The 13,991-nt window shown below is 72.6% G+C and carries 12 protein-coding genes; 8 read left to right on the forward strand and 4 right to left on the reverse strand.

What is annotated here, in order from left to right:
• Positions 1-65: 65 nt before the first annotated feature.
• Together lon and AB0E14_RS25205 are read left to right on the forward strand one after the other, a co-directional pair.
• On the forward strand, positions 66-2,474 hold the full coding sequence (gene lon / locus AB0E14_RS25200; protein ID WP_362422282.1) for an endopeptidase La: 2,409 nt from the start codon (positions 66-68) through the stop codon (positions 2,472-2,474).
• Between the two features lie 522 nt (positions 2,475-2,996).
• Positions 2,997-3,626, forward strand: a complete 630-nt coding sequence (locus tag AB0E14_RS25205) for a DUF5701 family protein (RefSeq protein ID WP_362422365.1) — start codon at positions 2,997-2,999, stop codon at positions 3,624-3,626.
• A gap of 31 nt (positions 3,627-3,657) precedes the next feature.
• On the opposite strand, the gene AB0E14_RS25210 is transcribed toward AB0E14_RS25205, so the two are convergent.
• Positions 3,658-4,518 carry a lytic polysaccharide monooxygenase gene (locus AB0E14_RS25210; RefSeq protein WP_362422285.1) on the reverse strand — a complete coding sequence of 287 codons (861 nt, stop codon included), beginning with the start codon at positions 4,516-4,518 and terminating at the stop codon, positions 3,658-3,660.
• A 204-nt stretch (positions 4,519-4,722) separates the two neighbouring features.
• Positions 4,723-5,550 carry a lysozyme gene (locus AB0E14_RS25215; protein ID WP_362422288.1) on the reverse strand — a complete coding sequence of 276 codons (828 nt, stop codon included), beginning with the start codon at positions 5,548-5,550 and terminating at the stop codon, positions 4,723-4,725.
• A gap of 210 nt (positions 5,551-5,760) precedes the next feature.
• Between AB0E14_RS25215 and AB0E14_RS25220 the strand changes: the two genes are divergently transcribed.
• Positions 5,761-6,255, forward strand: a complete 495-nt coding sequence (locus AB0E14_RS25220; RefSeq protein WP_362422291.1) for a MarR family transcriptional regulator — start codon at positions 5,761-5,763, stop codon at positions 6,253-6,255.
• Positions 6,256-6,342: 87 nt separating this feature from the next.
• Here the strand turns inward: AB0E14_RS25220 and AB0E14_RS25225 are convergent, their stop codons facing one another.
• Entirely contained in the window at positions 6,343-7,116 is a 774-nt protein-coding gene (locus AB0E14_RS25225; protein ID WP_362422294.1) for a hypothetical protein, read from the reverse strand.
• A gap of 376 nt (positions 7,117-7,492) precedes the next feature.
• Between AB0E14_RS25225 and AB0E14_RS25230 the strand changes: the two genes are divergently transcribed.
• Genes AB0E14_RS25230 through AB0E14_RS25250 form a run of 5 tightly spaced genes read left to right on the forward strand, consistent with a single transcriptional unit; the run spans position 7,493 to position 13,289 of the window.
• Positions 7,493-10,441: a nitrate- and nitrite sensing domain-containing protein gene (locus tag AB0E14_RS25230; protein WP_362422297.1), complete on the forward strand. Its 2,949-nt coding sequence runs from the start codon at positions 7,493-7,495 to the stop codon at positions 10,439-10,441.
• Complete coding sequence (locus tag AB0E14_RS25235) at positions 10,438-10,962, forward strand: roadblock/LC7 domain-containing protein (RefSeq protein ID WP_362422300.1); 525 nt, start codon at positions 10,438-10,440, stop codon at positions 10,960-10,962. The genes AB0E14_RS25230 and AB0E14_RS25235 overlap by 4 nt, the downstream gene beginning before the upstream one ends.
• Positions 10,963-10,982: 20 nt before the next feature.
• The gene (locus AB0E14_RS25240) at positions 10,983-11,360 is read left to right on the forward strand and encodes a DUF742 domain-containing protein (RefSeq protein WP_362422368.1); all 378 of its coding nucleotides are present in this window, start codon (positions 10,983-10,985) and stop codon (positions 11,358-11,360) included.
• 25 nt (positions 11,361-11,385) lie between these two features.
• Entirely contained in the window at positions 11,386-12,009 is a 624-nt protein-coding gene (locus AB0E14_RS25245; protein WP_362422371.1) for an ATP/GTP-binding protein, read from the forward strand.
• Between the two features lie 44 nt (positions 12,010-12,053).
• On the forward strand, positions 12,054-13,289 hold the full coding sequence (locus AB0E14_RS25250; protein ID WP_362422303.1) for a styrene monooxygenase/indole monooxygenase family protein: 1,236 nt from the start codon (positions 12,054-12,056) through the stop codon (positions 13,287-13,289).
• A gap of 55 nt (positions 13,290-13,344) precedes the next feature.
• Here AB0E14_RS25250 and AB0E14_RS25255 read toward each other — a convergent pair whose 3' ends face one another.
• Positions 13,345-13,884 carry an RICIN domain-containing protein gene (locus AB0E14_RS25255; protein ID WP_362422306.1) on the reverse strand — a complete coding sequence of 180 codons (540 nt, stop codon included), beginning with the start codon at positions 13,882-13,884 and terminating at the stop codon, positions 13,345-13,347.
• Positions 13,885-13,991 lie beyond the last annotated feature (107 nt).

The following is a 13,991-nucleotide window of genomic DNA, read 5'->3' on the forward strand; positions in this document are numbered from 1 at the left end:
GGAACATCCGGCGGCTCATGTGCATTGAGTCCACATAGCTCAACTTGACTGCCGAAGGGGAGATCATGGCTTCGACGTCCTCACCGCTCACTCTGCCTGTGCTGCCGCTCGACGACGAGGTCGTGCTGCCCGGAATGGTGGTGCCGCTGGACCTGTCCGACAACGACGTACGCGCTGCGGTCGAGGCCGCCCAGGCCGCCGCCCGCCCCGGGAGCGGCACCGGGAAGCCCAAGGTGCTGCTCGTGCCCCGGATTGACGGCACGTACGCCGCGACCGGTGTGCTCGGCACCGTCGAGCAGGTCGGGCGGCTGTCCGACGGTGACCCGGGCGCCCTGATCCGGGCCCTCGGCCGCGTGCGGATCGGCGCGGGGACGACCGGCCCCGGCGCCGCCCTCTGGGTCGAGGGAAGCGTCGTCGAGGAGACCGTTCCCGACCCGCTGCCCGGCTCCGTGACCGAACTGGTCAAGGAGTACAAGGCGCTGGCCACCAGCTGGCTGCGCAAGCGCGGCGCCTGGCAGGTCGTGGACCGCGTCCAGCAGATCGACGGCGTCTCCGCGCTCGCCGACAACTCCGGCTACTCGCCCTTCCTCACCGTCGAGCAGAAGGTCGAACTCCTGGAGACCGCCGACCCGGTCGCCCGCCTCAAGCTCGCCACCGCCCAGCTCCGCGAGCACCTCGCCGAGCAGGACGTGGCCGAGTCCATCGCGAAGGACGTCCAGGAGGGCGTCGACAAGCAGCAGCGCGAGTTCCTGCTGCGGCGCCAGCTGGACGCCGTACGCAAGGAGCTGCGCGACCTCAACGGCGAGACGGACGGCGACGAGTCCGACGACTACCGGGCCCGCGTCGAGGCCGCCGACCTGCCCGAGAACGTGCGCGAGGCGGCCCTCAAGGAGGTCGAGAAGCTGGAGCGGTCCAGCGACCAGTCCCCGGAGGGCTCCTGGATCCGCACCTGGCTCGACACCGTCCTCGAACTGCCGTGGAACGAGCGGACCGAGGACCAGTACGACATCCAGGGCGCCAAGGCCGTCCTCGACGCCGAGCACGCGGGCCTGGAGGACGTGAAGGAGCGGATCACCGAGTACCTGGCGGTGCGCAAGCGGCGCGCCGAGCGCGGTCTCGGCGTGGTGGGCGGCCGGCGCGGCGGCGCGGTCCTGGCCCTGGTCGGCCCGCCCGGTGTCGGCAAGACCTCGCTGGGCGAGTCCGTCGCGCACGCGATGGGACGGAAGTTCGTCCGGGTCGCGCTCGGCGGCGTACGGGACGAGGCGGAGATCCGCGGCCACCGGCGTACGTACGTGGGCGCGCTGCCCGGCCGCATCGTACGGGCGATCAAGGAGGCCGGGTCGATGAACCCGGTGGTCCTGCTCGACGAGATCGACAAGGTCGGCTCGGACTACCGGGGCGACCCGGCGGCCGCGCTCCTGGAGGTCCTCGACCCGGCGCAGAACCACACCTTCCGCGACCACTACCTGGAGGTCGAACTCGACCTCTCCGACGTCGTGTTCCTGGCGACGGCGAACGTGCTGGAGGCCATCCCGGAGGCGCTGCTCGACCGCATGGAGCTGGTCAGGCTCGACGGGTACACGGAGGACGAGAAGGTCGTCATCGCCCGCGACCACCTGCTGCCGAGGCAGCTGGAGCGCGCGGGCCTGGAGAGCGGCGAGGTGGTCCTGGAGGACGCGTCGCTGCGGAAGCTCGCGGGGGAGTACACCCGGGAGGCCGGCGTACGGAACCTGGAGCGGTCCATCGCGCGACTGCTGCGGAAGGTCGCGGCGCAGCACGAACTGGGCGACCGGGAGCTGCCGTTCACGGTCGGCGTGGACGATCTGCGCGGGCTGATCGGGCGACCGCACCACATCCCGGAGTCCGCGCAGGACCCGGCCGAGCGCCGGACGTCCGTCCCGGGCGTGGCGACCGGACTGGCCGTCACGGGCGCGGGCGGTGACGTCCTCTTCGTGGAGGCGTCGCTCGCCGACCCGGAGACGGGCGCGGCGGGGCTGACCCTGACCGGTCAGCTGGGCGACGTGATGAAGGAGTCCGCGCAGATCGCGCTCTCCTTCCTGCGGTCGCACGGCGCGGAGCTGGAGCTGCCGGTGACCGGTCTGAAGGACCGGGGCGTGCACATCCACTTCCCGGCGGGCGCGGTCCCGAAGGACGGCCCGAGCGCGGGCATCACGATGACGACGGCGCTCGCCTCGCTGCTCTCCGGCCGGCTGGTCCGGACGGACGTGGCGATGACGGGTGAGGTCTCGCTGACCGGGCGGGTGCTGCCGATCGGCGGCCTGAAGCAGAAGCTGCTCGCGGCTCACCGGGCGGGCATCACGACCGTCGTGATCCCGAAGCGGAACGAGGCGGACCTGGACGACGTCCCGGCCGAGATCCTGGAGAAGCTGGAGGTCCACCCGGTGACGGACGTCCGCCAGGTCCTGGAGATCGCCCTCGCGCCGGCGGCGGTGACGGTGAGCGCGGCGGCGTGAACCGGTAGGTGACGGTGTGGAGCGGGGCGTCCTTTCGCGGGGCGCCCCGCTCCCGCGTGCGGCGCACGTGCGGGCAGCCCCGGGTTCATGTCGGGCCGCCCTCACCGCCCTTGAACGCAGGGAACACCGTTCACCTCGCCAACGACAGCGACAGCGACCGCTCGGACGGCGAGTCTGAAAAGGGGCGGCGGTCCGGGAGACCACGTCCCTATCATGATCACGACCGTAGGGGGGACGTTGGCGAAGCGGAAGTCGCAGCGCGTACGGCGGGAAGAGGCGCGCCGCGCCGCCGAGCGGTTCGCGCCCGGAGCGGGCAGCTGGGAAGTGGTCTTCGAGACCGAGGGCGAGGCGGAGTTCCGCGCCCACCTGGACCGGCTGCGGGCATCGGAGCCGCGCCTCGACGAGTCGTCGCTGCGGGTGGACACGTTCTGCGGGCGCGCGGAGCGGCCGACCGTCCGCCGCCTCAGTCGCTTCGTCCCCCGCCCCGCGGACCAGCAGACCATGACCCATGGAGGACCCGACATGCCCCCGCTGCCTTCCCTCGCCGCCCAGGCCGAGCGTCTCGTCGCGCTCGGTGTGCACGAGCGCGCGGAGCTGACCGCCGACGAGCTGCGCGCCTTCGCGCGGGAGGCCGGGGGTGAGCGCACCGACGTGCTGCTCGCCGTCCACCCCGACCGGGCGCCCGCCTCCGCGCTCGCGCCGCTGCTGCGCAGGGAGGGCAAGGAGGGCTTCGTCGTGGTCGACATGCCCGACGTCGACGACTTCGCGCCCTCCGGCGTGGACGTGCCCGACGCGCCGCTCTACCTGGTCGCCGGGGTCGACCGCGGCGACCACATGTCCAACTGGAGCCCGGAGGAGGCGCTGCCCGCGCTCATCAAGGAGGACCGCACGCCGCTGCTGCTCACCGAGGGCATCCACTGGGTGCTCCAGGAGCCGGCCGCCCTGGAGCGCAACCTCTGCTTCATGACGATCGGCTCCCGGCTGCGCAAGGCGAACGGCGCCCTGGACGCCCGTACGCCCGCCATCTGGATCAGCAACGGCACCGGGCGCGACGGGCGCGAGCGGCGCGACGCCCCGAAGGTCGGCTGGTGCTGGTGGGGCAACCGCCACACCTGGCTGGGCTTCGGCTCGACCACGGGGCGCAGCGCCTAGGGCCTGTCGTTTGGATCAGGCCGGGCTCACGTCACCCCTGCCGGCGGCGCGTCAGGAGCAGGCTGCCCGCGCCGAAGGCCGTCAGGGCCGCCGCGCCGCCGAGGGCCAAGGGCAGGGGGCTGGAGGGGGCGGTGCCGGCGGTGTCGGAGGAGAGCGCCGGGGCGTGCTCGTCGCCGCCGTGGCCCGCGTGGCTCACGGTGGAGCGGTCGGCGCCCGCGGCGATCTTCGCCTCGCTGGGGGCCGACGCCGCCGTCGCCGTACCGCCGAAGGTGACGTCGGAGCAGCTGTAGAACGCCTCCGGGCTGTCGCTGCGCTGCCAGACCTTGTAGACGATGTGGCGGCCGGTACGGGCGGGCAGGTTGCCGGTGAAGTTGTAGTGGCCGTCGGTCGCGGTACGGGTCGTGGCGTAGGTCGCCACCGGGGTCGCGTCCAGGTCCGACCACTTCAGCGGCTGGGTCGGGTCGAAGCCCTGCTTGGTGATGTAGACCGTCATCGTGCCCTGGTGCGGTGCGGTCACCCGGACCTTGAAGTCGAAGGAGCCGGCGGAGACGGCCGTCGACGGCCAGTCCGTGCGGGCCCAGTCGAGCGCGCGGTACTTCTCGCGGTTGGCCGAGCAGAGCTTGCCGTCCGGGATCACCACCTGGTGCTGCCCGTCGGCGTTGGCGATGTTGACCTCGTTCCAGTCGTACAGCGGCTGGGTACCGGAGTCGGCGACCAGGTCCTTGCACACCTGCGACTTCGGCGTCTCCGGGCCCTCCGCGTAACAGGCCGCCACCCGGCTCACCGGGTTGAACACCGCGCCGTGCGCGACGGCGGTGGACGGGGTCAGCGGGATCAGGGCGGCGGCGGACAGGGTGGCGGCTGCGGCGGCGGTGCGGCGGATCGGCGGCATGCGGGGCTCTCTCTCGTGCGTGGGGGAGGACGGGACGAGCAATGAGCGGATCGCGCACGGGAGTTGGGGAGGGCCGTGCGCGCCCGTCCGAGGTTCGCATTGGTCCATACCAATGGGCAAGGGGGTGGGGGCAGAAAGACGGAAGCGGTCTTCCGGGCGCGCCGCCGCGCGCCCGGAAGACCGCCGTGTTCCCGAGAGGCTCCGTCAGCCGTTGGCCAGCGCCTGCACCCGCGAGAGGTCCCCGTTGAAGCGGTTGTGGTCGCCGACCGTCGGGCCGGTGGAGGTGTACTGCCACATCGTGTAGTACGGCCAGCCCGCCGGGAGTTCGCCCACCGTCGACGCGTACCGCGCGACCCAGAGCGGGTTCGTCGAGCCGAAGCCCGCGTAGTTGCCGGTGCACTGCGTCCACCAGCTGGTCGCCGTGTAGATCACCGCGTCGCGGCCCGTCCGCGCCTTGTAGCGGTTGAGGAAGTCGCGGATCCACGTGACCATCGCCGACTGCGACTTGCCGTAGCAGGTCGCCCCGTACGGGTTCCACTCGATGTCCAGCGCGCCGGGCAGCGTCTTCCCGTCCTTCGACCAGCCGCCGCCGTTGTTCACGAAGTAGTCGGCCTGGGCCGCGCCCGTCGTCGTGTCCGGGGTCGCGAAGTGGTACGCGCCGCGGATCATGCCCACGTTGTAGGAGCCGTTGTACTGCTGCGCGAAGTAGGGGTTCTTGTAGTAGGTGCCTTCCGTCGCCTTGACGTAGGCCCACTTCACCCCGCTGTTCCACAGCGTCGACCAGGCCACGTTCCCCTGGTGGCTGGAGACGTCCACGCCCTCGGTCTGGACGGCGCGGGGCGAGCCCGGGGTGCCGGCCGAGCCGTCGTGCGCGAGGACGCCCATGCCCATGTGGGCGGAGCCGCGTGGGGGGACGGCCTCGGCGCCGGAGTCGGCGGCGCCGGCCGGACCGGCGAGGGTGAGGGGCAGGAGCAGGGCCAGGGCCGCGAGCGCGGCGCCGGCGAGGGTCTTTCCGGATCTGTGCACGGGCATTGCGTGCCTCCGAAAGGCTCGGTGGGGGAGCGAGTCGGACAGTCCTGGTGTGGACATGTCACCAGTGACGCTACGCACGTAGACCCGCCCGGCGGAAGAGGGCCCGGGTGCCGCCGTTGGTCTACGCCTGCGAAATACTGAGAGAGCTGCGGCGATGGCCGCGGCCGAAAGAAACTTTCAGCGACCGGAAAGCGCGCGAGGGGTGCTGACGTGCACGGAAGCGGTACGGGGAGTGAAGCCGAACCGACCGGCGGGGCGACCGGGGGGAGTGGTGTGGACCAGGAATTCCTCGCCCTGGAGCGGGAGTTGGCGGTCTTTCTGCGCCGAGCCCGGGCCTCGTCCGGGGAGATGGCCCGCGAGGTCCACCCGGAGCTGGAGTCCTCCGCGTACGGGCTCTTCGTCCGGCTCGACGACACCGGCCCCCAGCGCGCCACCGAACTCGCCGGCTACTTCGGCGTCGGCAAGGCGACCATGAGCCGCCAGCTGCGCGTCCTGGAGGACCTCGGGCTCGTCGCCCGCGACCCCGACCCCGCCGACGGGCGCGCCTCGCTCGTCCGGCTCACGGAGGAGGGGCGGCGCCGCTTCCGGCGGGTACGGGACGCCCGCCGCGGGCGGTACGTCCGCAAGCTCGCCGACTGGGACCGCGCCGAGGTCGCCGAACTGGCCCGGCTGCTCCACCAGCTGAACGCGCGGGCGGAGAGCTGAGCGGCCCGGGGGGTGGCGCGGAACCGGGCCTCAGGGGACCGCGTGCACCGCAGAGGATCGCGTCCGCCTCAGGGGGCCGCGTGCACCTCACAGGACCGCGTACACCGCCGTCGCGTCGTCGTGCCGCTTCCAGCGGTGCACGGCGCCGCCCGACTCCTCCAGCGCGCGGACCCGGGTCAGCAGCCCGTGCGCGCCCTCCTTCCCGAGGACGGCGAAGCAGTCCGCCCAGTCGCCCTCGCCGAACAGCTCCACCCAGCGCGACGCCCCGTCCGTGAGCGCCGCGAGGGCGCGCACCTCCGCGCGGGGCGTCGTCCCGGTCACCGCGCGCCGCGCCACGTCCGGGTCGGCCGCCGCCGTGAAGAAGCCGCCCTCCCGGTTCCGCAGCCGGTCCGTCGCCGCGAGCGAACGGCGCACCTCGTCCGGGATCCGGTCGAGCCGGTCGTCGAGCACCGCCCGCACCCGACCGTCCGGGGCCGCCAGGAGGAGGACGGAGTCCGACAGGACGAGGAACTCCACGCGGGCCTCGTCCCAGCGCGCCATCGCGACCGTCGCCTGAGGTGTACGCACGTGAGAAAGGTCACAGGTGTCGCGGTGGGCGTTTGCGGTGCGTCCGATGGCCTCGGCCAGAATCTCGGGCAGCGTCATATCGCCGCGCGAAGCGGACAGTTCGGTCAGCGCCCCGCCGAGCCGGGCGGTGAACCAGGGAACGCCGTGCACACAACCGTCATCACCGGCCGGCGGCGTCACGCCGTCGAGCACCACGACCGCTCCACCCCGGCCGGACGCGGGTAGAGCCGTGCCCGCCCAGTCCTCGTTGGGGCGTTCGGGACTGCCGGGAAGGGTGACGACCTCGGTGCGCATGGCGCCCAGTCTGCCCCGGCGGCACCCCGGGGCCGCCGCACACCTTCACAGGGTCTCCAAACGGCCGAATCCGGTCTGTACCAAGGCTTCGAGGGCTCCGAGGGAGGCGGAAGCGAAGGCTCCGAGGAGCTGCGGGCGGGCATCCTGCCAAAGCCCGCGCGGAAGATCCAACCGGCGCTCCGTACGGCCCCGAAAATGCCGGCGCACGGAGTTGTTCGCCAACTCAGGAGTGTTGTTCACTCGTTCGGGTGGCGGAGCGGCCGATGCGCGTCCCCTTCCCAGAAGCGCTGGAATGGTCGGAAGCCGTACCAGGGGTGGGGGCGCTCTCAGCACGTGACCGGTCGTCACCTCTGCTTCATGGGCGGACGAGTCGAGAATGCGAGCAGCACCGGTGCAGAAGAAGCGGCCTCGGAGCAAGAACGGCACGCGGAGCCAGGCCCCCGGTGACCCGCTGAGCACGGGCGACGCCACGGGCCCCGGCGCCGTACCCGGAACCGCCGCGCCCGGGAGCAGTACGCCTCCCGCCGCCGTCCCCGCGAGCGTCGGGCGCCCCAAGCGCGTCCGCAACCGGCTCGTCGCCGGTGTCGCCCTCGTCGGAGTCACCGTGCTCGCCGCCGGCGCGCCCGCGATCCTCACCGCATCCGGCGAACTGACCGACTCCCAGCGCCTGGTCACCCTCGCCGAACTGGACCGTCAGGCCGTCACCCTCGCCCACTCCCTCGCCGACGAGCGCGACGAGGTCGTCGCGTACATCGCCGCGGGACGCGACGAGCAGCAGGGCGACACCGCCAAGAAGCGGCAGGTCACCAGCGCGCGCTCGACCCGCGTCGACCGCCAGATCGACGAGATCAGGCCCGCCGCCTCCGCCGAGCTGCGCCGCGACCTCGCGGGCCTGCCCGACCTGCGCCGCACCGCGCTCACCGGCGAGGGCACCGCGCTCGAAGCCCACAAGGCGTACACGGACGTCATCGCCAAGCTCCAGGCCCTCGCCGACGAGCTCGCCGAGCAGGCCCCCGCCCGCGCCGCCGACGCCACCAGGGCCCCCGCCGCCCTGGGCCGCGCCGTCGAACATGCCTCGGCCGCCCGCGGCCTGCTCCTCGCCGCCCTCGCCGTACCCCAGCCCGAGTCCGACGGCGTGGAGTACGACCCGATCACCGGCACGTACGTCCCGAAGAAGGCGGAAGGGGCCGACGAGGCCGACCGCACCCGGGGCGCCCTCACGGCCGCCGCCCAGCAGGCCCGGGTCCGCGAGCTGGCCGCCCTCGCCGACTTCGACCAGTCCGCCGCCACGACCGGGAGCGACTCCCTCGCGGCCATGGTCACGGGACCGGACGTGAAGAAGGCCGAAGGCCTCCTCGCCCGCCTCACCGACCAGCCCGAACTCACCAAGTCCGAGCGCAGGACCGACCCCGAGCAGCTGGACTCCGCGCTCTCCGCCCGCATCGAGCAGATGCGCGGCGTCGAGTCCGCCCTCTCCGCCACCCGCGTGGAGCGCCTCGCCGAACTCCGCGACGACGACGTCACCGCCCTCGAAGTGCGCATCGCCTTCCTCGGCGGCTGCCTCCTGGTCGCCATCGGCATCTCCACCTTCGTCGCGCGCAGCCTCACGCGCCCGCTCGCGGTCGTCCGCATCGGCGCCGCGCGGCTCGCCGCCGCCCCGGAGCCCGAGCGGGAGGAGCCGGTCCGCTTCACCGGCCGCAACGACGAGTTCGCCCAGGTCGTACGGTCCCTCAACACCCTCCACGGCAAGCTCGCCGACCTCGGCCGGCGCGTCGCCGCCCTCGACAGCGAGCGCGCCGACCTGGCGGGCGCGCGCGAGGCGCTCGGTTCCGAGCTGGCCGCCCAGCGCGCCGAACTCCAGGGCCACACCGCCCTCCTCACCGCCGAGCTCGAACGGCTCCGGCACACCGTCCGGCACACCTTCGTCAACCTCTCGCTGCGCAGCCTCGGGCTCGTGGAGCGGCAGCTCGGCGTCATCGAGAAGCTGGAGGAGCGCGAGCAGGACCCCGACCGCCTCGCCACCCTCTTCAAGCTCGACCACATGGCGACCGTCATGCGCCGCCACAGCGAGAACCTGCTGGTCCTCGCCGGCCACGAGCACGTCCACGGGCACCCCGGTCCCGTCCCGCTGGTGGACGTGCTCCGCGCCGCCGTCAGCGAGATCGAGCGGTACGAGCGGGTCACCCTGCAGTCCCTGCCGCCGCACGCCCAGATCGCCGGCTTCGCCGCCGACGACCTCAGCCACCTGGTCGCCGAACTCCTGGAGAACGCCACCTCCTTCTCGCCGCCCGACGCCCAGGTCCAGCTCTCCGGCTGGCTCCTGGAGAGCGGCGAGGTCATGCTCTCCGTCCAGGACGAGGGCATCGGGATGGCCGAGTCCCGGCTCGCCGAGCTCAACGCGCGGCTCGCCGAGGCGGACCCGGGCTACATCGAGGGCGAGGGCCTCGGCATGCGCGTCACCGCGCTGCTGGCCGCCCGCCACGGCGTACGGGTGCAGCTGCGCGAGCAGAAGCAGGGCGGTATCGCGGCCGTCGTGGTCCTGCCGCAGACGCTCCTCGCGGCGGCGCCGCCGACCGCGGGTCCGCCGGCTGTCCCGGTCGCGGGCGGAGCGCCCACCCTGAACCTCCCGGGCTCGGTCGCCGAGGCCAACTCCAACACCCTGCCGTCCCGCACCCGCGACCCGCTCGTGGAGGCTGCGGAGCGCGCCATCGCGGCGGCGCAGGCGACGGAGGCCGCGGTGGCGGCTGAGGCCGCGGTGGCGACGGAGGCCGCGGTGGCCTCCGAGGCTGCGCATGCGGCCGAGGAGCCCGAGGCGCACGCCGAGGGAGCCCCGGAGGCGGCTGAGGCCCCTGAGGCCCCTGGGGCGACGCTCATGGCCCCTGAAGCCCCTGAGGCCACGCTCACGGCCCCTGAGGCGCCCGAGGTCCTTGAGGCGCCCGAGGCCGTGCCCGCCGCCCCCGAGGCGGCCGTGGCCGCCGACGGCCCCGAACTCCCCCAGCCGTCCGTCGCCGAGACCACGCTCCAGGTCCGGCTGCCCGACCCGCAGCCCGAGCCCGACACGCACGAGCGCGCCCCGGAGGAGACCGAACCGGTGGCCGCCGCGCGCGTCACCGACAAGGGGCTCCCCAAGCGCACGCCGAGGATCGTCCCGCAGGCCGGTTCCGCCCCCGCCCCGCGCCCCGGCGGCGTGGACCCGGAGGTCCTGCGCCGCAGGCTCGGCGGCTTCCACCGAGGCGCCGAGGAGGGCCGCAGGGACGTCGAGGCAGAGATCGAAGCACGGACCGAGGAGAAGACGGGGGAGAACGTCGAGGAGGCACGCGGTTGACTGCGACCGGAACATCTGCGACCGGAACACCTGAGACCGGGACGACCGGAGCGTTCGGACTGAGCAAGGAAGCCCGGAACCTGCACTGGCTGCTGGGCAACCTCGTCGAGGAGGTGCCCGGCGTCCGCTCGGTCGCCGTCGTCTCCTCCGACGGGCTGCTCCTGCTCTCGTCCGACCCGGCGGCGCAGGACAGCGCGCCCGCACCGGAGGACCGCCCGAGCGGCCCGCGCGGCTCCAGCGCCGACCTCGCCACGATCGTCTCGGGCATCGGCAGCCTCACCGTCGGCGCCGCCCGGCTGATGGACGGCGGCGGGGTCAAGCAGACGATGGTGGCCATGGAGGAGGGCAGCGTCTTCGTCATGTCCATCAGCGACGGCTCGCTGCTCGGCGTGCACGCGGAGCCGGACTGCGACATGAGCGTGGTCGCCTACCACATGGCGCTCTTCGTCGGCCGCGCCGGACACGTCCTGACTCCCGAACTCCGCAGCGAGCTGCGCAAATCGATGGAGGACGCCCAGTGAGCGCGACACACCGACTGCCGATGCGAGGGGAGGGCCGCCGCCCCGCGCGCGTACGCCCGTACTCGCTCACCGGCGGCCGTACCCGGTTCGGCCACGTCCTGCTCGTCGAGACCTTCGTCGCGGCCCTCGAAGCGGCGCCCGCGCGGAAGGTCCTGACGGACGGCGGGCCCGTCCGGGGCCTGATGCCCGAGATGCGGGCCATCGTCGAGATCTGCCGCCGGATGCGTACCGTCGCGGAGATCTCGGCGCTTCTGAAGATGCCGCTGGGTGTCGTCCGCGTGCTGCTCAGCGACTTGGCCGACCAGGGAAAGATCCGTGTGTACGGGACCGGTCACGGCACCGGGCAGCCCGATCGCGCGCTCCTCGAAAGGGTGCTCAGTGGACTCCGCCGTCTCTGAAGCCGCTGCCCCGGCGCTCGCCGGCATCCCCGCCCAGCCCCAGGCCCACGCCCAGGCCGAGGCCGAAGAGGGCGCGCAGGACTGGCAGCTCGACCACACCCGGGCCCCCATAGCCACCAAGGTCGTCGTCGCGGGCGGCTTCGGCGTCGGCAAGACGACCTTCGTACGCGCCGTCTCGGAGATCACCCCGCTCCAGACCGAGGCCCTGATGACCCAGGCCAGTCAGGACACCGACGACCTCTCCGCGACGCCCGACAAGCTCACGACGACCGTCGCGATGGACTTCGGCCGGATCACCCTGGACGACGACCTCGTCCTGTACGTCTTCGGCACCCCCGGCCAGCAGCGCTTCTGGTTCATGTGGGACGACCTGGTGCGCGGCGCGATCGGCGCGATCGTGCTCGCCGACACCCGCCGGCTGACCGACTGCTTCCCCGCCCTCGACTACTTCGAGAGCTGCGGGCTGCCGTACATCGTCGCCGTCAACCACTTCGAGGGCACCGAGCGGTTCGAGCCCGAGGACGTCCGCGACGCGCTCACCGTCTCCGCGCACGTACCCGTCGTGATCATGGACGCGCGCAAGCGGTACAGCGTGGTGGAGACCCTGCTGGCGATGGTCGCGCACGCGCTCGAAGCCGCCCCCGAATAGCCGGACCGACCCCGTAGGTCCGTACGTCGTTAGGAACACCCGCCATGCGGAAGATACTCATCGTCGGAGCCGGCCAGTCCGGTCTCCAGCTCGCCCTCGGACTGCAGGCGCAGGGGTACGAAGTCACCCTGATGTCCAACCGCACGGCCGACGAGATCCGGTCCGGCCGGGTCATGTCCACCCAGTGCATGTTCGACACCGCGCTCCAGCACGAGCGGGACCTCGCGATCAACTTCTGGGAGTCCCAGGCCCCGCGCATCGAGGGCCTCGGCGTCTCCGTGGCGGGCCCCGAGTCGCAGCGTGTCATCGACTGGGTCGGCAAGCTCGACGGCCACGCGCAGTCCGTCGACCAGCGCGTGAAGATGGCCGGCTGGATGGAGACCTTCGCCCAGCGCGGCGGCCAGCTCGTCATCCACGGCGCGGCCGTCTCCGACCTGGACTACTTCTCGCGCACGTACGACCTGGTGCTCGTCTCCGCCGGCAAGGGCGAGCTGGTCTCCATGTTCGGCCGCGACGCGGCCCGTTCCCCGTACGGGGAGCCGCAGCGCGCCCTGGCCGTCGCGTACGTCCACGGCCTCGGCCCCCGCCCCGAGCACCCCGAGTTCGACGCGGTCCGCTGCAACCTGGTCCCCGGCGTCGGCGAACTCTTCGTCATGCCGACCCTCACCACGTCCGGCCGCGCCGACATCCTCTTCTGGGAGGGCATCCCCGGCGGCCCGCTCGACGTCTTCCAGGGCGTCAAGGACCCGGCGGAGCACCTGTCGCTGACGCTGGAACTGATGGAGAAGTACACGCCCTGGGAGTACGCGCGGGCCACCAAGGTCGAGCTGACCGACGCGGGCGGCACGCTGGCGGGACGCTACGCCCCGACCGTCCGCAACCCGATCGGCCGCCTTCCCGGCGGGGGCCTGGCGCTCGGCGTCGCGGACGTCGTCGTCGCCAACGACCCGATCACCGGCCAGGGCTCGAACTCGGCCTCCAAGTGCGCGGCCGCCTACCTCGCGGCGATCGTCGAGCACGGCGACAAGCCCTTCGACGAGGCCTGGATGCAGTCCACGTTCGACCGCTACTGGAACACCGCCCAGCACGTCACCAAGTGGACGAACGCGATGCTCGGCGTCCCGCCGGAGCACGTCCTCAACCTGATCGGCGCCGCCGGCCAGCTCCAGCCGGTCGCCGACCGCTTCGCGAACGGCTTCAACGACCCGGCCGACTTCGAGAACTTCTTCTACGAGCCGGACAAGACCGAGGCCTACCTGGCGTCCGTCGCCGGGGCCTGACGGTCGGGGAGCGTCGGGCGGGCGCCGGGCAGGTGCCCGACGCCCGCCCGGGGGCTCAGACGGACCGCATGCTGATGCCCTGGTTGGCACCCTGGTGGCAGTCCCACAGCCGCGCCCGGGCGCCCGCCTGCTGGCTCCAGTCCGCTATCTCCAGGCACTTGCTCCAGGCGTAGGAGTAGTCCATGTAGAGAACGCTGGTGCCGTAGAACAGCTGGTTCTGGCCGTAGTGGCAGTCCCACTGGTTGGCGGTCGCGCCGTTGTTACGCCCCCAGCCGCCGATCTCCAGGCACTTGCCGCTGTGGAGGTTGAGGTAGTAGAACGCGCTGCTGTCCTGGTCCGAGTGCCACCAGCGGACCCACTTCTGGTTGTCGCCACCCGTGCAGGGCCACTGGCGCACGGCCGCGCCGTTCGCCTTGCTCCAGTCCGCCACCTCAAGACACTGGTTGGAGTGGTCGAAGCGGATCTCGACGGTGCCGATGTAGACCCAGGAGGGCGCTGCCTGGGCCGGAGCGACCATGGCGCCGAAGACGAGGCCGAAGGATGCGGCGAGCACGAGCAGGCCGCGACGGACGCGGGTGAACGGGTTGAACTTCATGGTCCTCTGCAATCAAGAAAGCTCCGGCCGGTGGCCGGAAATCATTGTCATGATCGCATAAGTCTCCGCATCAACTGATCTTTCTGGAACGCCAGTTGATGCAAGGA

This window comes from Streptomyces sp. NPDC047981 (assembly GCF_040653315.1).
In the GTDB taxonomy this organism is placed as follows: domain Bacteria; phylum Actinomycetota; class Actinomycetes; order Streptomycetales; family Streptomycetaceae; genus Streptomyces.